Genomic DNA, 21,220 nt, shown 5'->3' with positions numbered 1-21,220 from the left:
CGGCCGTTGATACCCCAATCAGCCGGGCAGGTGCCGTATGGCTATTTCGATTTGCGTACTTCGTCCAGGATCGCTGCCACATCTTTTTCCCAGCGTTCAAACATGGGTTTCATGGCAGGATCGGGAAAGAACGCTTCCAGCATCCGTGGATGGCTCGCCACCAGGATGGCCTGATCGCCTTCCGCAAAAATGGTGATGCTGAGCGGCAGGAACGGTATGAGCGTCGGGTGTGTGGCTGATGCCTGTTTGATTTCGTCATATTTGCCGAAATACACCACGCGATACATGTCGCTCTTGAAATGGCGCTTCGCCAGGTTTTCATTCACTTGCTGCAGGCGCGTGATCTTGTACCCATGTGACGAAATAGCACTTTGCAACAAGGTCATCGCTTCCGGAAACTGATTGTCCGTACGCGCCATCAACAAACCCTCTGCCATGGCCGGCGCGCTTAAAAATAGCGTCAGGCTGGCGAGGCCCAGCCACTGCATCAGCTTGTTCATAGTGTCGCCTCCTCCATGATGGTGGTGTAATTTTCCTTCATCTGCGCGCACAGGAGATTCAGCTCGGAATTATTGAAGAGCTTGCTGAGCACATCAGGATTGACCGACATCACCTGTACCTTGCCGTTGTGCTCAACAATGGTGATGCGGCAGGGCAGGAACATGCCCACGCGCGGGTCAATGCCCAGCGCCTGATTGAGCAGGCTGATGTTGCAGAAATAGACGATAATCTGTTTGGGGTTTTCCTTGTCCGGTGTGGTCAGCCCATAGTCCAGCGTCTGTACCCGGCCATAGAAAAAATTGTTGTTGCTGACTGCCTGTTTCACATTTTCCACGGTAGTTTTCATGTCGTAGGGCGAATCGCGCACTATGACCGGATTCTCCACCTGCAACAGCTTCGCGCTATCCGCCAGCGGCATCTTTTCAAAGCTGCGCACGTAGCTGACGATGTCGTTGATATCGCTCTCTGTGAGTCCGCGCTTGATGAAAGAAGTCATCGGTGTGCCTTCCCGGCCCTTGATCAGCGTGGCTTTGATCATGGCATCGGTAGCCGAGGCAAGAAACCCGGGATTGTGTAGTGCCGGCGCCATGATCGGTAAATTGCGCGGGCGCGAGAAAGTAACACCGGTGCCCTGGCTGCCCCCCCCACTGACGCCGTGACAAGCCGCACAGTATTGCGCGAACAGCTGCTTGCCATGTATCGCGTTGCCTTTCACCGGCTGGGTGGAATAGGTGACGGCTGGTCCTTTGTTCCAGGCGCGCACATAGCCGACGATGGCTTCGATCTCATCCGGTTTCAAATTGCTGAACGATGGCATCACCCTGCCAGGCCGGCCGATACGTATAGTCCGCCGCAGGTAATCGTCACTGATGCTGGCTTGAAAAGAGGGTAGCGCAAGCGGCACGCCGATCCCGCCGGTTCCGGCAGAGCCGTGACAGGCAGCACAGTTGCGTGCGTATAGTGCCGCGCCATCCGGCACAGCAAGGGCCTGGGAGATTCCCAGCCCGGCGAGTAAAACGGTAATCAGCAGACGGTATAACATCGCTCTCCCCTTAGCGTTGATTCACCATGTCATGGTACTGCTGATAGGCTTGAAGTGCATTGATTTGTATCAAACGCATGCGAATCAACCTTATCGGGTGCGGAATAGAGAAATATGGATTTTGCCGGTTTGAAAATGGCCTGAAAACCGTCCAGCCGGATACTCAAGGGGGATGCTCACAACAGGTCGCAGTCTGTTAGGGGCGGCGGTAGCAGGCGAAGAAGTGCGGCACCGGCGGATTCTGGTCATCATCATAAGCCACGAAACCGTCTTCGCGCAGTCCTGCACGGACGAATCCGTCTATTTCCGGCCGGTCGAGCGGCAGCGGAAATGTATCTTCCTTTTCTCCGCTATTGCGGCTGCGGCAAGAGACCAGGGCGACACCACCGGGGGCGACCATGGCGGCAATCGTGTTCAGGGCGCGCAAGCGATACTCGCCGGGCAAGACCTGAATCGTGTTGCATTCGAACACCAGATCGAATCCGTGTACCCAATTTTCGGGGTGGTCAAACAGGTCAGCCACGACATACTCGACGCGGCTGTCGGGATAGCGCCTGCGGCACAAATCAATCGCAGCCGGAGAAATATCAAACGCGGTAACCTGGTAGCCGTGTGCCGACAGGGCTTCAGCGTCGTCGCCCACGCCGCAGCCGATAGTGATCGCGCGCGGCTCGCTGCCAGTGCTTATCGGGTGCTCTTCGAGCCAGGAAACCAGATAAGGGTTGGGAACCAGATCGGCCCAGAAAACGGCCGTAAAATCACCGCCGGCATCGCGATACACCTGATCGCACCATCCACTGGGGTCCCCGCGCTCCTGATGTGCCTTGACCATGCGCAGAAATTCGCGCCGGGCGGCCTCATCCATGACGGGCAGCTCCCGGGCTATGTGTATTTACGGTTTTGGTCACTTGAAAATCTGGCAAACTCAATGCTTCGCCGCAGAGGAAGAGGTGGATGATGCGTCCACTTTTCTTTCCACTGTCTTGGCCGCGCGGGCCGTTGCGCTGGCACCGCGTTTGACGCCTTTCGATGTCGCCTCCATGCCGCGTTCAACCCCATGGGCTGCTGCGTGCGCGCCGCGCTTGACGCCGCGTTCGCCTGCAGCCACACCAATTTTGACACCCTTGACGGCGGCCTTCGCACCACGCTCTACGGCTTTCTCCACCTTTACGACTACAGGCGTAGATTCTTCCGCACCAGCCGAAGCACCGTAACAGAATAAGACGGCCAGAAACACAAGCTTGATTCCAAATGGTCTGTTCATGATCGTGAAATCCATAAAAATATAAGGGTTGGGGTGACTGTGAAACACATCAGCCACCCTGATCAGACACAAAGGCAAAGAATTGGTGCCATGACCCAACGATAGCTTTGCAACAGCCTGCCCTGCTAGCCTGCGTCGCCCAGCCTGGCATTCAGACTCGGCTTTTTAAGCCATTCCAGAATATCATCCGTAATTTCCTCACTGAGCGACTCCAGTGTCCCGCAAGCCCGGTATGAACCACGTATCGTCTGGCGCCTGACTTCGAAATTCCCCAGCAGTTTGTTACCCTGCATCAGCTTCCCTTCCAGCACCAGCCACTTCGGCCCGGTCCAGCTACTACCACCGATCGTATGAAGATTGGTTGCTACCAGCACCAGCTTCTTGCCGGTGACCGCATCAAGGTTTTGCTCCGTGACTCTCACGCGCCCATCGGATTCCTTGTCCAAATAGAGCGGCATGGTGGTATTCCAGTTGCACTCCTTGCGAACGGCTTCATTCGCAACCTCATCGTTTTGATAAGGAATGAGTGAAGACACTTGCACAACGTCCTCGGCGAGAGCAGGCACGGTCACGCTGCAGGCAGTGACCAGAAAAAATAATCCATGTATGGCTTTCACAAACTCCCCTTAATATATCGCGTTTAGACAAACCTACTTTAGCTTCTGGTCTTCCCGTTTTGCGTCAGCCATGGCCTCCGGTTCCAATTCCTCTGCTGAGCGATTGAGATAGATGAATAGGCCCCAGGCAGCGAGAAGTACTCCCACCGCCACAAGAATACTTGCCGCATACGGGAGTTGGGCGGGATTTTCGTGCAGGGCCCGGAATGTGGCAACCAGTCCTTCAATGGCCAGCGCGACAATGATCACTACAAAGAACCGGGACAGGAATCGTCGCACTCTGGTTGGCGCGCTGATGTCGGCATCGCGGATGACTTCTTCTTCAAAAATGGTTTCGGCAATCTGCAGCGCGACGACGGCTGCAGCCAATAACCCCACAGCCTCGATAATCGATTGGGCGGCAGCCCGATCCAGTCCGCCGCTGAAGGCCAGCCAACCTATACGGGTAGAAATTGCAATGAGCATGAGCGCGGCGCAGGCAAATAAAAGGGCCATTACCGCGTGAATGAATCGGAATATACGCAAAAGAGATCGCATTTTTGTCCTCTCACCAATGGTTACGTGTTATCGCGGATACACGTGTTTCATTGTTACCTTGCTTGTCACGCCCGCGTAATGGCTTATTCCACAGTAACCGATTTTGCCAGATTTCGCGGCTTGTCCACGTCCGTGCCTTTTTGCAGGGCGGCGTGGTAAGACAGCATTTGCAGCGGGATGGTATGCAGGATGGGCGACAGCGGCCCGGCGTGGCCGGCCAGTTGCAGCACGTGGATGCCTTCGCTGGGGGCGATGTGGGTGTCGGCATCGGCAAACACGTAGAGTTCGCCGCCACGCGCGCGAACTTCCTGCAGGTTGGATTTGAGTTTTTCCAGCAGGGTGTCGTTGGGGGCGATTGCCACCACCGGCATGTCCTTGTCCACCAGCGCCAGCGGGCCGTGCTTGAGCTCGCCCGCCGGGTAGGCTTCGGCGTGGATGTAGGAGATTTCCTTGAGTTTCAGCGCGCCTTCCATGGCGATCGGATAATGCATGCCGCGCCCCAGGAACAATGCGTGCTGCTTGTCTGCAAAGCGTTCCGCCCAACGTTCCACTTCGGGTTCCAGCGCCAGCACCTGCTGTACCTTGCCGGGCAGCTCGCGTAGCGCTTGGATGTGCGCGGCCTCGGCAGCTGGGGTGAGGCGCCCGCGCTGTTTGGCGAGCAGCAGCGTGAGCAGGAACAGCGCGGCCAGCTGGGTGGTGAATGCCTTGGTGGAGGCCACGCCAATCTCCGGACCGGCGCGGGTCAGAAAACGCAGCCTGGACTGGCGTACCAGCGCCGATTCCGGCACGTTGCAGATCGACAGGGTGTGCTGGTGGCCGAGCACCTTGGCGTGGTTGAGCGCCGCCAGGGTATCGGCGGTCTCGCCCGATTGCGACAGGGTGATAACCAGCGCATCGGGATTGGGGACGCTGTCGCGGTAGCGGTATTCGCTGGCGATTTCGGCACGGCACGGGATGCCGGCCAGCGCTTCGATCCAGTAGCTGGCGACCTTGCCGGCGTGGAAGCTGGTGCCGCAGGCAAGGATGGTGACGGCGTTGATGCGGCCGAACACCTCGGCGGCTTCAAAGCCGAACAGCTCGGGCAGCAGGCTTTCCCCGGCCACGGCGTCGTGCAGGGTGTCGGCCAGCGCGCGCGGCTGCTCGTGGATTTCCTTCTGCATGAAATGGCGGTAATTGCCCAGTTCGGCCATCTCCGAAGACTGCTCGGAGATGTGCGCGGCGCGCTCCACCCGGTTGCCGCCCGCATCATAAATACGGATGTTGAGCAGGCCGATGTCGGCCACGTCGCCTTCTTCCAGATAAATTACTTTTTGCGTGACCGGCAGCAGCGCGGAGATGTCCGAGGCGATGAAATTTTCCTCGATGCCCAGGCCGATCAGCAGCGGGCTGCCGCGCCGCGCGCACACCAGCTGGTGTGGTGAGTCATGCGCCACCACGCCGATGGCATAGGCGCCGTGCAGTTCTGCGACGGCGCGGCGCACCGCGCTGAGCAGGTCCTTGTCGGCGTGATAGTAATGGTGGATGAGATGGACGATGACTTCGGTATCGGTCTCCGAGGTGAACACATAGCCCAGTTCGCGCAGGCGGCTGCGCAACAACTCGTGGTTTTCGATGATGCCGTTGTGCACCACCGCCAGGTCATCGCGGCTGATATGAGGGTGGGCATTGAGCTCGGTGGGCGCACCGTGGGTGGCCCAGCGCGTGTGCGCGATGCCGAGGTGTCCGTGGGTTTTTTGCGCCATTGCGGCCTCGGCCAGTGAAGCGACGCGGCCGATGCTGCGTACCCGGTTCAGGCCGCCATCGACGGTCACCAAACCAGCAGAGTCATAACCGCGATATTCCAGGCGGCGTAAGCCTTCGAGCAGGATGGGGACTACATTGCGTTGCGCGACGGCGCCGACGATTCCACACATAACGGTTTCCTCTTGCTTATGCTTTCGGTTTTTTAACCGGCCGTTGCCAGCCGGCAATGCTCAATTGCTTGCTGCGCGACAGGGTGAGTTCGCCTGCCGGTGCATCCCTGGTAATCGTGGAGCCCGCGCCGATGGTGGCACCCCGGGCGACGGTGACTGGTGCGACCAGTTGCGTATCCGAGCCGATAAACACATTGTCCTCGATTACAGTGCGGTGCTTGTTGGCACCATCATAGTTGCAGGTAATGGTGCCTGCACCGATGTTCACCTTCTTGCCCACCGTGCTGTCGCCGACGTAAGACAGGTGGTTGATCTTGGAGCCGTCGTCCACCTGGCTGTTCTTGATCTCGACAAAGTTGCCGACATGCACATCACTGGCCAGTACCGTGCCGGGCCGAATGCGCGCGTACGGGCCGATGTGGTTATGGCTGCCCAGTGTGGCCTCGACGATGTGCGAGAACGGGGCAATTTGCGTGCCCTTGCCCACCCGCACATCGCGCAAAACACAGTTGGCGCCTATATTCACGCCATCTTCCAGCTCAACCCGGCCTTCGAATACGCAGTTCACATCGATGCTCACATCGCGCCCGCACCGCAACGTGCCGCGCACGTCCAGGCGCGCCGGATCAAGCAGCGTCACGCCTTGTTCCAGCAAGGTATGTGCCACATTGGCCTGATGCAGGCGCTCCAGTTGCGCCAATTGCACCTTGCTGTTCACGCCGAGGATTTCCCATTCATGGCGCGGGCTGCAGGTGCGTACCGGCACACCGTCAGCCACCGCCATGCCGATGATGTCAGTGAGGTAATACTCGCCCTGCGCGTTGTGGTTGGTCAGCCGTGCCAGCCAGCCGGCGAGCAACTGCGTGGGCAGCGCCATCAGGCCGGTGTTGACTTCGTGAATGGCGCGTACGCCGGCATCGGCGTCCTTGTGCTCGACTATGCGCGCGACGGCACCGCTGCTGTCGCGCACGATGCGGCCATAACCGCTCGGGTCGGGCAGCTCGATGGTGAGCAGCGCCAGACTGTCCTGCGCGGCGAGCGCAGACAGCTCGCGCATGGTTTCCAGCGTGGTGAGGGGCACGTCGCCGTACAGAATCAGCGTCACGCCGGAGCCGCCCAGATGCGGCAACGCCTGCATGACCGCATGGCCGGTACCGTGCTGTTCGGCCTGCAGCGCCCAGGCGATGTTGGGGTCGGCGATGGCCTGCGGCACCGCATCGCCGCCGTAGCCATACACCACGCAGATTTGTACCGGATCGAGGCGGCGCGCAGTGTCCAGCACATGCGCCAGCAGCGGTTTGCCGGCCAGCGGATGCAGCACCTTGGGCAGGGTGGATGCCATGCGCGTGCCGCGTCCGGCGGCCAGTACGACAATATTGAATGGAGCGGTCATGGTGTTCTCACGGGATCAGGATTCCGCGCAAGTATACCCAATTGCTGTGCTGGGCGAATTAACCCAGCTTGCGCTTGAGAATGTCATTCAACTGCTGCGGATTGGCCTTGCCTTTCATGGCTTTCATGGCCTGGCCGACAAAGAATCCGAACATCTTGTCCTTGCCGCTGCGGTATTCGGCGACCTGGTTGGGATTGGCGGCAAGAATTTCATCGACGATGGCTTCGATCGCGCCGCTGTCGGACACCTGTTTCAGCCCGCGCGTTTCGATAATCGCATCCACTTCGCCCTCGCCCTGCCATAGCGCTTCGAACACCTCCTTGGCCAGCTTGCCGGACAGCGTGCCATCGGTGATGCGTTGTATCAGTGCAGCGAGCTGGCGGCTGGATACCGGGCTGTCGGCGATGTCGAGTTCGTTGCGGTTGAGCGCGGCGGAGAGGTCGCCCATCACCCAGTTGGCGACAAGTTTTCCAAGTAGAGTCTCGACAGGCTGGGTTGTGTCATTTCTCTCGATTGGGCCTGGAACAATGGGAAGCCCGGTGAGCCTGGCTGTTTCGGCAACCGCGTGTTCGAAATATCGAGCGATAGTGATAGACGAAGTCAAGAAACGCGCGTCATATTCAGTTAACAGGTAGTCGTGCATAAATCGTATGCGCATCGCCTCCGGCAATTCCGGCATGGCAGCGCGCGTGCGTTCTATCCATTCTTCGGAAATCACCAGCGGCAGCAGATCCGGGTCCGGGAAATAACGGTAATCGTGCGCGTCTTCCTTGCTGCGCATGGTGCGGGTTTCGTTGCGGTCCGGGTCGTACAGGCGGGTTTCCTGGCGGACGACACCCCCATCCTCGATGATCTCGATCTGGCGTCGCGCCTCGTATTCGATGGCGTGTTCCAGAAAGCGGAACGAGTTGAGGTTCTTGATTTCGCAGCGTTTGCCGAGCTCGGTCTCGTCCATGCGGCGCACCGAGACGTTGGCGTCGCAACGGAAGCTGCCTTCCTGCATGTTGCCGTCGCAGATTCCTAGCCACACCACCAGGCTGTGCAAGGTTTTGGCGTAGGCCACGGCTTCGGCCGAGCCGCGCATGTCGGGCTCGGAAACGATCTCCAGCAACGGCGTGCCGGCGCGGTTCAGGTCGATGCCGGTCATGCCGTGAAAGTCTTCGTGCAGCGACTTGCCCGCGTCTTCTTCGAGGTGGGCGCGGGTGATGCGGACGGTTTTTTCAGTCGCGCCGACCTGAATCGTGAGGCTGCCGCCTTCCACCACCGGCAGCTCCATCTGGCTGATCTGGTAGCCTTTGGGCAAGTCCGGGTAGAAGTAGTTTTTGCGCGCGAACACCGAGCGGCGGCTGATATGCCCGCCGATTGCCAGGCCGAGTTGTACCGCACGTTCTACCGCGCCCTTGTTCAGCACCGGCAGCACACCGGGCAGGGCAATATCTACCGCGCATGCCTGGGTGTTGGGCGCAGCACCGAAGGCAGTACTGGCGCCGGAGAAGATTTTTGAGCTTGTGGAGAGTTGCGTGTGAACCTCAAGCCCGATGACGATTTCCCAGTTCATGTTATTGGGCCTCCGGCATGCGTGTGTGCCAGTCAGTAGCAAGCTGGTATTGGTGGGCAATGCCCAGCATTTTCGCTTCGGCAAAATAGTTGCCGATGATCTGCAGACCCACCGGACAGCCGTTGGCGCCGAAGCCGCACGGCACCGACATGCCCGGTAATCCGGCCAGATTGACAGCGATGGTGTAGATGTCGGACAGATACATTGCCACCGGGTCGCCGGCTTTTTCGCCAAAGTTGAACGCGGTGCTGGGTGTAGCGGGTCCCATGATGATGTCGCATTGCTGGAACGCGGCATCGAAATCCTGCGCGATCAGGCGGCGGATTTTTTGCGCCTGCAGGTAATAGGCATCGTAATAGCCGTGGCTCAATACGTAAGTGCCGATCATGATGCGGCGTTTGACTTCACTGCCGAAGCCTTGCGCGCGGGTTTTCTGGTACATATCGGTGAGGTCGGTGTAATCCGGTGCGCGATAGCCGTAACGCACGCCGTCGAAGCGCGACAGGTTGGTGGACGCTTCCGCCGGCGCCAGCACGTAGTACACCGGGATCGATAGTTGCGTGTTGGGTAGCGAGATATCCACTGTGGTCGCGCCGAGCTTGCGGTATTCGGCCAGCGCGGCTTCCACCGCAGCACCCACATCGGCGGAGAGACCTTCAGCGAAATATTCGCGCGGCAGGCCGATTTTCAGCCCGGCCAGCGGTTGCTCCAGATCGCGTGTGTAGTCCTCGGCCAGACGATCCAGGCTGGTCGAGTCGCGTTCATCGAAGCCTGCCATCACGTTCATCAGCATGGCGCAGTCTTCGGCGGATTTGGCCATCGGCCCGGCCTGGTCCAGGCTGGAAGCGAAAGCAATCATGCCGTAGCGCGATACCACGCCGTAGGTGGGTTTCAGCCCGGTGATGCCGGTCAGCGCGGCGGGCTGGCGGATCGATCCGCCGGTGTCGGTGCCGGTGGCGGCAGGCGCCAGGCGCGCCGCCACGGCCGCTGCCGAGCCGCCGCTGGAACCGCCGGGAACGGTATTCACGTCCCACGGATTTTTCACCGTACCGAAATACGAGGTTTCGTTGGAAGACCCCATGGCGAACTCGTCCATGTTAGTCTTGCCCATACTTACCATCCCCGCTGCCTTGAACCGGCTGATGACATGGGCGTCGTAAGGCGCGATGAAGTTATCCAGCATTTTCGAGCCGCAGGTCGTGCGCCAGCCGTCGGCGCAGAAGATATCCTTGTGCGCGATGGGAATGCCGGTGAGCGGTGCGGCGTTGCCGGCGGCGATGCGGGCATCGGCGGCACGGGCTTCGGCCAGTGTGATCTCTGCGTTGAGCGTGACAAAGGCATTCAGCGCCGGATTGTGCGTCTGGATGCGTTCCAGGTAAGTTTGTGTCAGTTCCAGGCTGGAAGTTTTTTTTCCGGCCAGCAAGGCGGCGAGTTGTTTCAGGCTTGCATTGATCATGGGATTAAAGGCTATTCGATAACTCTGGGTACCAGGTATAACCCGGCTTCGACTTGTGGTGCGACGGCCTGGAACTTTTCGTGCTGATCGGTTTCTGTCACCGTGTCGTCACGCAAGCGTTGATGCACATCCTGGGCGTGTGACATGGGCATCACGCCCGTCGTGTCCACGGCCTGCATGGCTTCAATCAGGCTGAAAATGCCGTTGAGCTGTTGTTGATAGGCGGCCGCTTCCTCATCGGTGACAGCAATGCGGGCGAGCATGGCGACGCGTTTTACGTCTTGCAGGGTGAGTGACATACAGCTTAAATCTTCACAGGAAACAAGCCTGTTAGGGTAACATATACAGATTATGCAAGGCTAATCCTGGGTGTGCCGGACTCAACAGTCTTCGAGCCCGCGGCCTTGGCCTTAAACCTCCGGTTCTACTTTAGCGGAAACACACACATGTTCGGATTTTTACGCGGTTATTTTTCTACTGACCTGGCCATTGACCTCGGCACCGCCAACACGCTGATTTACGTGCGCGGCAAAGGTATTGTGCTGGACGAACCGTCGGTCGTGGCGATACGCCAGGACGGCGGCAGTGCCAAGAAAACCATCCAGGCAGTAGGTCTGGAAGCCAAACAGATGCTCGGGCGTACCCCGGGCAATATCACTGCCATTCGTCCGATGAAGGACGGCGTGATCGCCGATTTCACCATCACCGAGCAGATGCTCAAGTATTTCATCAAGAAAATCCACGATACGCGCATGTTTCATCCCAGCCCGCGCATCATCATCTGCGTGCCGTGCGGTTCCACCCAGGTGGAGCGGCGTGCCATTCGCGAATCGGCCATCGGTGCCGGCGCGCGTCAGGTATACCTGATCGAGGAGCCGATGGCCGCAGCGATTGGCGCCGGCCTGCCGGTGGCGGAAGCGACCGGTTCGCTGGTGGTGGACGTCGGCGGCGGCACCACCGAAGTCGGCGTGATCTCGCTGGGCGGCATCGTTTATGCCTCGTCGGTGCGTGTGGGTGGCGACAAGTTCGACGAAGCCATCATCAATTACATCCGCCGCAATTACGGCATGCTGATCGGCGAAGCCACCGCGGAAAACATCAAGAAGGGGATCGGCTCGGCCTTCCCCGGCTCCGAAGTGCGCGAAATGGAAGTCAAGGGGCGCAATCTGGCAGAGGGCATTCCGCGCAGCTTCACCATTTCCAGCAACGAAATTCTCGAAGCGCTCACCGACCCGCTCAACAATATCGTCAGCGCGGTGAAATCCGCATTGGAGCAAACCCCGCCCGAGCTGGGTGCCGACATTGCCGAAAAAGGCATGGTGCTGACCGGCGGCGGCGCGTTGCTGCGTGATCTGGATCGCCTGTTGATGGAAGAAACCGGCCTGCCGGTGATTGTGGCAGAAGATCCGCTCACCTGCGTGGTACGTGGTTCGGGCCGGGCGCTGGAAGAAATGGACAAGCTTGGTGCAGTATTCGCCCAGGATTCCTGATTCGTAATGTTGTATCGCATTATCCCATCGTCTTTTCCAATCTACGGAATACCTCGATAGCTCATGCCCATCCGGGACGAACAGCTGCAACTTTTTCCGCGCGGTCCCGGCGCGGGCGCACGGCTGCTGATTTATGTGCTGATCAGTATTGCGGTCATCGTCGCGGATACGCGCTTCAAGGTGTTGGGCGGCGTGCGCAGCGCACTCTCGACGCTGCTCTACCCCATGCAGGAGGCGGTGCAAACGCCGTTGAATGTCTATGACAAGGTCAGCGGGTTTTTTGTCAATCACGCGGAACTGCAGCGCGACAACGCCATGCTGCGCCAGCGCAATCTGGATTATGCGGGCGCCGTCCTGCGCTATCGTGATCTGGAACAGGAAAATACCCGCCTGCGCACCCTTTTGCACGCGCATCTGCGCACCCCCTTGCATACCAGCCTTGCGGAAATCATCTCGGTGCCGCGTGATCCCTATAGCCGCAGGATCATCGTTGACCGCGGCAGCCAGGACGGTGTGCGCGCCGGCCAGCCGGTGATGGATGAAATCGGTCTGCTGGGCCAGGTTACCCGCGTCTATCCCTACACCAGCGAAATCACCTTGCTCACCGACGCAGGCCAACCGGTGCCGGTGCAGATTCAGCGTAATGGTTTGCGTGCCATTGCGTTCGGCGTGGGGACGGACAATGTGATTGATGTGCGCTATCTGCCGCAGGGCGCGGATATCCGCAAAGGCGACCTGCTGGTGACTTCCGGCATCGGCGATGTCTATCCGGCCGGTTTGCCGGTGGCCACGGTAGCCAATGTCGAGCACAGCGCGAACCGTGCATTCCTGCGTGTTGAATGCATTCCGGAAGCGGCGATCAATAGTTATCGGCAGGTATTGATCGTGAACGACATCCCTGCTGTCAAACCCGTACGGCAGGTTCCCGGGGGCAAGAAAAAATGACCTTCGCCACCCCCAGGGGGCCGACGATACCGGTCGCCGCAAACCCCCTGCTGATTGTGTTCAGCCTGTTGGCGGGATTGGCGCTCAACCTGTTGCCCTGGGTGGGGGCGGCACAGTGGTGGCGCCCCGATTTTTTACTGGTCATCCTGCTTTACTGGGTCGTGCAGCAACCGCGGCGCGTGGGCATGGGCGTGGCGTGGATGCTGGGATTGCTGACCGATATGGCGAATGGCGGCGTGCTCGGCCAGCATGCCATGGCTTATACCGTGGCGGCGTTCGGGACACTGATGTTGCAACGTCGCATCATCAACTTCAATCTCTGGCGGCAGACCCTGCAGATGTTGCCGCTGTTGCTGGTTGAACAATTGATGAGCATACTCGCCGCCACTTTTGCCGGGCATGCATTCAGCGGAATTGAATATTTCCTGTCGGTACTCAGCGGTACCTTGTTGTGGTTGCCGGTTTCCCTGTTGCTGCAGTGGCCACGCAATGCAACGCGTGCCGCGGATGCCTCATGATCCGGCCTACCCAGCTCAGAAACTACCAGCTTGAACTAGCCGGATTTCGCAAACGTGTGATCATCGCCGCAGGCGTGGTGGTGGTGATGCTCCTGCTGTTGCTGGCACGATTTTTTTATGTGCAGGTGCTGGAATACCAGCGCTACCATACCCTGGCTGAAAACAACCGCACCACCGTGGTACCCATCCCCCCCAATCGCGGCGCGATTCTTGACCGCAACGGCGTGGTGCTGGCGCATAACTATTCCGCCTACACACTGGAAATTACGCCGAGCAAGACTGACAACCTGGAAGACACCATCAATGGCCTGGCAAAGCTGGTCGAGATTACCCCGGTCCAGCGCAAGCGTTTCGCCAAGCTGATGGCCGAGAGCCGCAATTTCGAGACCTTGCCGCTGCGGAACCAGTTGAGCGACGAAGAAGTGGCGAAACTGGCAGCCAATCATTACCGTTTCCCGGGCGTTGAGGTCAAGGCGCGCCTGTTTCGACAGTATCCTTTGGGCGAGACCGCTGCGCATCTGGTGGGCTATGTCGGGCGCATCAATGATGCCGATCTGCACCGTCTCGATGAAGCCGGCGTGCTGGACAATTACCGGGGTACTGACCATATCGGCAAGGTCGGTATTGAGCAGAGTTACGAAACCGAGCTGCATGGAATCGTTGGCTCGGAACGAGTGGAAACCGATGTGAATGGCCATGCCGTGCGCACCTTGTCGCGCATCAATCCGGTATCCGGCAACCGCCTGGTGCTGAATGTGGACAGCAAACTGCAGGCGATCGTGGAAAAAGCTTTTGGCAGCTATCGCGGCGCACTGGTGGCAATCGACCCGAAAACCGGCGGGGTACTGGCATTTGTCAGCATGCCCGGCTTTGATCCCAACCTGTTCGTCAACGGGATAGATACGGCAAACTGGAATGCGCTCAACGATTCGCCCGACAAGCCCTTGCTGAACCGCGCGTTTCGCAGCGCCTATCCGGAAGGCTCCACCATCAAGCCGTTCATGGCGCTGGCAGGGCTGAGCTACGGTGTGCGCAAGCCGGGCGATACCATTTTCGACCCGGGTTATTTTTCGCTGCCCAACAGTACCCACCGCTACCGTGACTGGAAGCCCGGCGGCCACGGCACGGTGGACATGCACAAATCCATCGTGCAATCGTGCGACACCTATTATTACCGTCTCGCCAATGATCTGGGCATCGACCGCATGCATGCCTTTCTCTCCCAGTTCGGCTTCGGCCGGAAAACCGGCATCGACCTGGACGGTGAAACGGCCGGCGTACTGCCTTCGCGCGAATGGAAGGCCAGACGCTCAAGACAGCCCTGGTATCCGGGCGAGACGGTCATTGCCGGTATCGGCCAGGGCTATAATCTGGTCACGCCGCTGCAGCTGGCCGTGGCGACCGCCGCACTGGCCAATGGCGGCACGGTTTATCGTCCGGAACTGGTGCAGGCGATTATCGATAGCCGTACCGGCCAGCGCCGCGTTATCGCGCCGCACGTGGTCGGCCATATCGATATCAAACCGGCGGATCTGCAGGTTGTCGTGTCTGCAATGGTGGACGTCACCCGTCCCGGCGGTACCGCGGTGAGCGCGAACGTGGGCGCACCCTACCTGATTGCCGCCAAAACCGGCACGGCCCAGGTGGTGGGCATCAAGCAGGGTGAAAAATACGATGCCAAGCGCATACTGGCCAGCCACCGCGACCATGCGGTATATATTGCCTTTGCACCGGCAGATAACCCGAAAATTGCCATCGCGGTGCTGGTCGAAAACGGCATGCACGGCGGCAGCACGGCGGCGCCGATTGCGCGGGCCGTGATGGATTATTATCTGCTCGGAAAATTGCCCAGGGCTGAGGTGATTAAAGCGCCGGCAGTTGCGCCAGGAGATGTGCATGCGGATTAGACGCGGATTGCTGAAGGTGCTGTCGCACATTGATGTGCCCTTGCTGCTGTTGTTGTTGACGCTGATGGTGCTGAGCCTGTTTGTGCAGTACAGCGCGGCCAGCCAGAGCGAAGCGCGGCTCATTTCGCATGGCATCAACATGCTGGTGGCATTGGGCGTGATGGTGCTGGTGGCCAATATTCCGCCGCAGTACCTGCTCAGCCTGGCGTTGCCCTTGTATGTGGTGGGCGTGCTGCTGTTGCTGGGCGTGGCCACGGTAGGCGAGGTAGTTAATGGCTCGCGGCGCTGGTTGAATCTGGGAATAACGCGTATCCAGCCTTCCGAGATCATGAAAATCGCCATGCCGTTGATGCTGGCCTGGTACTTTCACCACCACGAGGCCGTCATCCGCCTCAAGGATTACGGCATCGCTGCCTTGTTGCTGGCGATCCCGGTGGCACTGGTCGTCAAACAGCCCGATCTGGGGACCGCATTGCTGATTTCCGCATCCGGATTTTACGTATTGTTTTTTGCCGGTCTGCCCTGGCGCATCATGCTGGGCATGCTGGTGGCAGTGGGTGCCAGCCTGCCGGTCGTCTGGCATTTTATGCATGATTACCAGCAGAAACGCATCCTGACGCTGATTGATCCGACCCGGGATCCGCTGGGCTCGGGTTACCATATCATCCAGTCCACCATCGCCATGGGTTCGGGCGGCAGCTTTGGCAAAGGCTGGTTGCAGGGCACCCAGACCCATATGGGTTTTTTGCCGGAACGCACCACAGACTTTGTCTTTGCGGTATTCGGCGAAGAATTCGGGCTGCTTGGCAACGCCTTGCTGCTGACCCTGCTTCTGGCCATTATTGTACGCGGCCTGATGATCGCCGCCGGCGCGCCCACCCTGTTTTCACGGCTGATGGCAGGCAGTCTGACGCTGGCATTTTTCACTTACGCATTCGTCAATATGGGTATGGTCAGCGGCATCCTGCCGGTGGTGGGTGTGCCGCTTCCGCTGATGAGTTATGGAGGAACAGCCATGGTTACCGTCATGCTGGGATTTGGCATATTGATGAGTGTGAAAACCCATAGAAAGTTGCTCAAATCATGAAATCACAACAATTTGGACTCTACCTGGCCGTTCTGCTACTGGCCGGTTGTGCGGGCCAGCCATTGCGCACTGTGCCGGAAACACCAGCCAAACCGGCGGGGGCGGTCACCAAGCCCGGCCAGCCCGAGGCCAGTGGCACGACCGCTAAATCCGTAAAACCGGGTGGCTATTATCTGGACGACGGCCCGGGTGACAATCCGCCACCCGATCTGGACGCGATACCCGATGCGGTGCCCAAGGTCGAGCCGCTACGCGAAGCCAACAACAAGCCGTACATGGCATTGGGCCGTGAATATACGCCGTTGCCCACCAACAAGGGTTATAAGGCGGAAGGCCTGGCCTCCTGGTATGGGCGGCGCTTTAATGGCAAACCGACAGCATCCGGCGAACCCTACAACATGTATGCCATGACCGCCGCGCACCCGACCTTGCCGCTGCCCAGCTACGCGCGGGTCACCTCGCTGACGACCGGCAAATCCGTGGTGGTGCGTATCAACGACCGCGGCCCGTTTCACAAGGGGCGTATCATTGATTTGTCCTATACGGCCGCCCACAAACTCGGCATTGTGCAGGGCGGTAGCGGCCGGGTAGCAGTTGAAAGCATTACCCCCGGGGAGATTGCACGCGAGCATGATGCCGGGACCGAATCCGGCACCTATTTGCAGCTGGGCAGTTTCAGCCGCCGCGCCAATGCTGAAAAACTGCTGGCACGTGCCACTACGCAGCTCGATGCCAAAAGTAACGATCTGGTTATTTTCGACCATGACGACCGCTACCGGGTCGCGCTGGGGCCATATGCGGATGCGGATAGCGCCGATGAGGCTGCCCGCGATGTGCAACAGCGCATGAACCTGAAGCCGATCCGCATTGTCCGTTAAACCCAACTTTGTATTGATTGCCTCGATGAAAAAGATTTTTGCCTTACTGTTACTGATTATTTCCTGCACGGTGATGGCAGTGCCGGCCGACTTGCCCGCAGAGCCGCCGCCCAAGTTGACGGCCAAGGCCTGGTTGCTGCTGGACATGCAAAGCGGACAGGTGCTGGTCGAGCATAATGCCGACCAGCGTATCGAGCCGGCATCGCTGACCAAGCTGATGAGCGCCTACCTGACTTTTGCCGCGCTGCACCGGGGCCAAATCAAATTGACGGGCAGCCTGCCGGTTTCGGAAAAAGCCTGGAAAGCCGAGGGCTCGCGCATGTTCATCGAGCCCAACAAACCGGTCAGCGTATCGGACTTGCTGCGCGGCATGATCGTGCAATCCGGCAACGATGCCACCATGGTGCTGGCCGAAGCCATCGGCGGCAGCGAGGCCGGGTTTGTCGAAATGATGAACAAGCAGGCCCAGAAACTGGGCATGAGCAATACGCATTTCACCAACCCCACCGGCCTGCCGGACGCCCGGAACTATTCGACCGCACGTGATCTGTCGCGCCTGGCCGTCGCCCTCGTGCGTGATTTTCCCCAATACTATCCGTTGTATTCGATCAAGGAATATACCTACAACGGCATTACCCAGCCCAACCGCAACCGCCTGCTATGGACCGACCCCAGCGTGGACGGCCTGAAAACCGGGCACACGCAGAATGCCGGTTATTGCCTGATCGCCTCATCGCATCGCGGTACGCGGCGCTTGCTGTCGGTCGTGCTCGGTACGGAGTCCGACTCGGCCCGGGCGATGGAAAGCCAGCGCCTGCTCAACTATGGTTTCCAGTTTTACGATAGCGTCAGGCTGTATGCAAAAAACCAGATCGTGGCGAACCTGAAAGTCTGGAAAGGCTCATACGGTACCCTCAAGGCCGGCTTCACCCGCGATATCTACCTGAACCTGCCGCGTGGTCAATCCAAAGGCATCAAGGCCACCATGACCACGCGCCAGCCCCTGCTGGCGCCGCTGGTGGCGGGGCAGCAGGTCGGTACCGTCACGATTACACTGGATGGCAAACAACTGGCGCAATATCCCCTGCAGGCGCTGCATAGCGTCGGCGTCGCCAATATGTTCGGACGCGCCTGGGACAGCCTGCGCCTGCTCTTCAAGTGAAACGGAGGCCGGATGAGCGAAGAAAGCCTGATTGAGTATCCCAGCGATTTTCCCATCAAGATCATGGGCGCGGCGCACCCCGAGTTTGCCCAGACCATCCTCGAAGTAGTGCTGCAGCACGCGCCGGATTTCGACGCCGCCACGATGGAAATGCGCCCCAGCAGTGGCGGCAACTACATCAGCGTGACCTGCACCGTGCGCGCCACCTCGCGTGAGCAACTGGATAACCTGTATCGGGCGCTGACCAGCCATGCCATGGTCAAGCTGGTACTGTAAGCTTGGCCGATGTGCTGATTCGCCACCTCGGGCGGGTAGAATACCTGCCCACCTGGCAGGCCATGCAGGAGTTCACCGCCCGGCGTGATGACGCGACCGCGGATGAAATCTGGCTGCTGCAGCACCCGCCGGTGTACACACTCGGCCAGGCCGGCAAGCCGGAACACCTGCTGGATGATATCGGCATCCCGCTGGTCAGAATCGACCGCGGCGGCCAGATTACCTACCACGGCCCCGGCCAGGTGGTGGCCTATTTGCTGGTGGATTTGAAACGAGGCGGGTTCGGAGTGCGCGAACTGGTTACCCGCATGGAGCAGGCCGTCATCGACCTGCTGGCCGAGCACAACATTCACGCCGAACGCCGCGCCGACGCCCCTGGTGTGTATGTGGCGGGCGCCAAGATCGCCGCGCTCGGGCTGCGCATCAAACGTGGCTGCAGCTACCATGGACTGGCGCTGAATGCGGACATGGATTTAACCCCGTTCAGCCATATCAACCCGTGCGGCTACCCGGCCATGGCGGTGACGCAAACCCGCGATACCGGCATCGCCGCGACCCCGGCCGAACTGGCCGAAACGCTGGCCGCGCACCTGACCCGACACATCACGCTGTGAAGCACAGCAAAGGAACCTGAACATGGCCGACATCAAACTCCACAAAGGCGAAGCCAAAACCGCGCGCATCCCGATCAGGATCGTGCCGCAGGAGCGCCTCAAAATGCCGTCCTGGATTCGCGCCAAATCACCCAACTCGCCCGAAGTCGCCGAACTCAAAGCCATCCTGCGCGAGCAAAAGCTGCATACCGTGTGCGAAGAAGCCTCCTGCCCCAATATCGGCGAATGCTTCCGTCATGGTACCGCCACCTTCATGATCCTTGGCGATCTGTGCACCCGGCGTTGCCCGTTCTGCGACGTCGGCCACGGCAAACCGCTGCCGCCCGATGTCGACGAGCCCGCCCACCTCGCCCACACCATCGCCGCGATGAAGCTCAAATACGTGGTCATCACCAGCGTCGACCGTGATGACTTGCGCGACGGTGGCGCCGGCCATTTTGCCGAGTGCATCCGCGCCGTACGCATGGCTGCGCCGCAGACCCGCATCGAAATCCTCACCCCGGATTTTCGCGGACGGCTGGATATTGCGCTGGATATTTTAGGCAGCGCACCGCCCGACGTGATGAACCACAACCTGGAAACCGTGCCGCGCCTGTACAAGGCCGCCCGCCCCGGCGCCGACTACGCCCACTCGCTGCAACTGCTGCGTGACTTCAAGGCGCAGCATCCCGGCATTCCCACCAAATCCGGCATCATGGTCGGCCTCGGTGAAACCGACGCCGAAGTGCTCGACGTCATGCGCGACCTGCGCGCCCACGACGTCGACATGCTCACCATCGGCCAGTATCTGCAACCCTCCAGCCACCACATCTCGCTCACCCGCTACGTCACCCCGGAGCAGTTCGCCGTATTCGAGGCTGCCGCCGCCGAAATGGGCTTCAAGCACGCCGCCTGCGGGCCGATGGTACGCAGCAGTTACCATGCGGATCAGCAAGCGCAGGGAGTGACTGGACATGTTGCGAATTCCAACGATAAAAACGGCGACTTATCCGCGATAAATATATTATAAATCAATGTATTGTATTTATTTAAGTCATTCACCCATCGGGCGATGATCCACAGCTTGTTATTTCTTTGAATATTTTGCGAGCTTCCGCCTTACGACGAAATGCCTGCTTACCCCATTTTGTGCTTTTTGTGCTTTTGCGATTTATTGCTCAAGGGCAATACCCCTGCGAGAATCGTTTCGTGGACAACTACTTTTCTGGCAGCGAAGAAGACCGCCAAATTCAGGCGGCTCTCAGAACGCGTTGGCAAGCCGTAGCGGTTTGGATCGCAAGCCGCTACGGTTATCGGTCCCGTGCAGCAGGCGCTGGGTGATTCTCTCTTCCTCCCGCTTCGAAAATCCATGCGGGTACAAGGATTTTTCGCCTGGCGGTTTTTGCGCCAGACCGCCCAGTTTTTCAATCTGCTGCGCGGCATAGGATAAATCCAGTCGCAGCAGCACGGCCGCCGCATTGACGCGATTGCACATGCGCTCCTCGCCTAACAGCTCAAAGCCCAGCATGCGCCGATAAAATCCCACATGCCGCGGATTCACTTCGATTACAAAATCCGTTCCCTGGTGGATATTGCGGCCATAGATGAAAGAGATATGAAACAGCGCTGCGAGAACGGGCTTGGAACCCAGGCGTTTATCCAGCGCAAGCTTGATGATCTCGCATACCCGCCGTCCTTGGGCGCGCAGACTATCCACTTCCGGTTTGTACAATTCGTCCACCAGCAAGCCGACCGACGAGTCCAGGCCCAGGCTGAGCGTCCCGACGATCTTGTCGATATCGAATGCAAGTAGCGTGATGCGGTTCGGGTCTTGATCCATCTGCCTGCTCTGATAACCGCGCCAGGAATACATTTTTTGAACCAGCAGGCTGGCTGACTGTACCCGGTCCTCGTCGCTGGCCAGCCGGATCTTGAATTTCTGCTGATCACCAGCAATATTTGCGACGCCAGCCTGCGCGCTGCTTTGCGAGATGCACAGCTCTTTCAGCTTATGGGGCGACGGAAACGCGACGATGGTCTTGGACCACTCGTCTGCCGGTTTGCTGTGTCGAATCGCTTTCAT

At 59.2% G+C, this 21,220-nt stretch carries 22 protein-coding genes; 10 read left to right on the top strand and 12 right to left on the bottom strand.

Translation table 11 applies throughout. From position 1 onward, the window contains the following. Positions 1-41: 41 nt before the first annotated feature. From ACYCZJ_RS10555 to gatC, 11 genes are all read right to left on the bottom strand, one after another. A complete protein-coding gene (locus ACYCZJ_RS10555; protein ID WP_461554182.1) occupies positions 42-500 on the bottom strand; it encodes a DUF302 domain-containing protein in 459 nt (152 codons plus the stop codon). Next, complete coding sequence (locus ACYCZJ_RS10550; protein WP_461554181.1) at positions 497-1,543, bottom strand: c-type cytochrome; 1,047 nt, start codon at positions 1,541-1,543, stop codon at positions 497-499. The genes ACYCZJ_RS10555 and ACYCZJ_RS10550 overlap by 4 nt, the downstream gene beginning before the upstream one ends. 196 nt (positions 1,544-1,739) lie before the next feature. Then, on the bottom strand, positions 1,740-2,408 hold the full coding sequence (locus ACYCZJ_RS10545) for a class I SAM-dependent methyltransferase (protein ID WP_461554180.1): 669 nt from the start codon (positions 2,406-2,408) through the stop codon (positions 1,740-1,742). Positions 2,409-2,468: 60 nt separating this feature from the next. Then, on the bottom strand, positions 2,469-2,807 hold the full coding sequence (locus ACYCZJ_RS10540; protein WP_461554179.1) for a hypothetical protein: 339 nt from the start codon (positions 2,805-2,807) through the stop codon (positions 2,469-2,471). 125 nt (positions 2,808-2,932) lie between these two features. Then, positions 2,933-3,424 (bottom strand): hypothetical protein, encoded by a 492-nt coding sequence (locus tag ACYCZJ_RS10535; protein WP_461554178.1) that lies wholly within the window; start codon positions 3,422-3,424, stop codon positions 2,933-2,935. Between the two features lie 33 nt (positions 3,425-3,457). Further along, entirely contained in the window at positions 3,458-3,889 is a 432-nt protein-coding gene (locus ACYCZJ_RS10530; RefSeq protein WP_461554177.1) for a hypothetical protein, read from the bottom strand. A gap of 155 nt (positions 3,890-4,044) precedes the next feature. After that, positions 4,045-5,874: a glutamine--fructose-6-phosphate transaminase (isomerizing) gene (gene glmS / locus ACYCZJ_RS10525; protein ID WP_461554176.1), complete on the bottom strand. Its 1,830-nt coding sequence runs from the start codon at positions 5,872-5,874 to the stop codon at positions 4,045-4,047. Between the two features lie 16 nt (positions 5,875-5,890). After that, positions 5,891-7,267 (bottom strand): bifunctional UDP-N-acetylglucosamine diphosphorylase/glucosamine-1-phosphate N-acetyltransferase GlmU, encoded by a 1,377-nt coding sequence (gene glmU / locus ACYCZJ_RS10520; protein WP_461554175.1) that lies wholly within the window; start codon positions 7,265-7,267, stop codon positions 5,891-5,893. Positions 7,268-7,325: 58 nt separating this feature from the next. Beyond that, entirely contained in the window at positions 7,326-8,825 is a 1,500-nt protein-coding gene (gene gatB / locus ACYCZJ_RS10515; RefSeq protein WP_461554174.1) for an Asp-tRNA(Asn)/Glu-tRNA(Gln) amidotransferase subunit GatB, read from the bottom strand. A gap of 1 nt (position 8,826) precedes the next feature. Beyond that, complete coding sequence (gene gatA / locus ACYCZJ_RS10510) at positions 8,827-10,281, bottom strand: Asp-tRNA(Asn)/Glu-tRNA(Gln) amidotransferase subunit GatA (RefSeq protein WP_461554173.1); 1,455 nt, start codon at positions 10,279-10,281, stop codon at positions 8,827-8,829. Between the two features lie 11 nt (positions 10,282-10,292). Beyond that, on the bottom strand, positions 10,293-10,580 hold the full coding sequence (gene gatC / locus ACYCZJ_RS10505; protein WP_461554172.1) for an Asp-tRNA(Asn)/Glu-tRNA(Gln) amidotransferase subunit GatC: 288 nt from the start codon (positions 10,578-10,580) through the stop codon (positions 10,293-10,295). 147 nt (positions 10,581-10,727) lie between these two features. Between gatC and ACYCZJ_RS10500 the strand changes: the two genes are divergently transcribed. From ACYCZJ_RS10500 to lipA, 10 genes are all read left to right on the top strand, one after another. Beyond that, positions 10,728-11,771, top strand: coding sequence for a rod shape-determining protein (locus tag ACYCZJ_RS10500; RefSeq protein ID WP_147069728.1), 1,044 nt, complete (start codon positions 10,728-10,730; stop codon positions 11,769-11,771). Between the two features lie 63 nt (positions 11,772-11,834). Next, the gene (gene mreC / locus ACYCZJ_RS10495; protein WP_461554171.1) at positions 11,835-12,716 is read left to right on the top strand and encodes a rod shape-determining protein MreC; all 882 of its coding nucleotides are present in this window, start codon (positions 11,835-11,837) and stop codon (positions 12,714-12,716) included. Then, positions 12,713-13,234 carry a rod shape-determining protein MreD gene (gene mreD, locus ACYCZJ_RS10490; protein ID WP_461554170.1) on the top strand — a complete coding sequence of 174 codons (522 nt, stop codon included), beginning with the start codon at positions 12,713-12,715 and terminating at the stop codon, positions 13,232-13,234. Before mreC ends, mreD begins: the two co-directional genes overlap by 4 nt. Then, positions 13,231-15,141, top strand: coding sequence for a penicillin-binding protein 2 (gene mrdA / locus ACYCZJ_RS10485; protein ID WP_461554169.1), 1,911 nt, complete (start codon positions 13,231-13,233; stop codon positions 15,139-15,141). Before mreD ends, mrdA begins: the two co-directional genes overlap by 4 nt. Continuing rightward, a complete protein-coding gene (rodA, locus tag ACYCZJ_RS10480; protein ID WP_461554168.1) occupies positions 15,125-16,228 on the top strand; it encodes a rod shape-determining protein RodA in 1,104 nt (367 codons plus the stop codon). The genes mrdA and rodA overlap by 17 nt, the downstream gene beginning before the upstream one ends. Continuing rightward, positions 16,225-17,106 carry a septal ring lytic transglycosylase RlpA family protein gene (locus tag ACYCZJ_RS10475; protein WP_461554167.1) on the top strand — a complete coding sequence of 294 codons (882 nt, stop codon included), beginning with the start codon at positions 16,225-16,227 and terminating at the stop codon, positions 17,104-17,106. Before rodA ends, ACYCZJ_RS10475 begins: the two co-directional genes overlap by 4 nt. Before the next feature lie 25 nt (positions 17,107-17,131). Further along, positions 17,132-18,268, top strand: coding sequence for a D-alanyl-D-alanine carboxypeptidase family protein (locus ACYCZJ_RS10470; protein WP_461554166.1), 1,137 nt, complete (start codon positions 17,132-17,134; stop codon positions 18,266-18,268). Positions 18,269-18,280: 12 nt separating this feature from the next. Then, entirely contained in the window at positions 18,281-18,544 is a 264-nt protein-coding gene (locus ACYCZJ_RS10465; protein WP_461554165.1) for a DUF493 family protein, read from the top strand. Between the two features lie 2 nt (positions 18,545-18,546). Next, positions 18,547-19,158: a lipoyl(octanoyl) transferase LipB gene (gene lipB, locus ACYCZJ_RS10460; RefSeq protein ID WP_461554164.1), complete on the top strand. Its 612-nt coding sequence runs from the start codon at positions 18,547-18,549 to the stop codon at positions 19,156-19,158. A gap of 22 nt (positions 19,159-19,180) precedes the next feature. Continuing rightward, positions 19,181-20,167 carry a lipoyl synthase gene (gene lipA / locus ACYCZJ_RS10455; RefSeq protein ID WP_461554163.1) on the top strand — a complete coding sequence of 329 codons (987 nt, stop codon included), beginning with the start codon at positions 19,181-19,183 and terminating at the stop codon, positions 20,165-20,167. 231 nt (positions 20,168-20,398) lie between these two features. Here the strand turns inward: lipA and ACYCZJ_RS10450 are convergent. Beyond that, a partial coding sequence (locus ACYCZJ_RS10450) for an N-acyl amino acid synthase FeeM domain-containing protein (RefSeq protein WP_461554162.1) occupies positions 20,399-21,220 on the bottom strand: 822 nt, incomplete at its 5' end.

Source organism: Sulfuriferula sp. (assembly GCF_054605375.1).
This window is presented reverse-complemented; position numbering and strand designations above follow the sequence as displayed.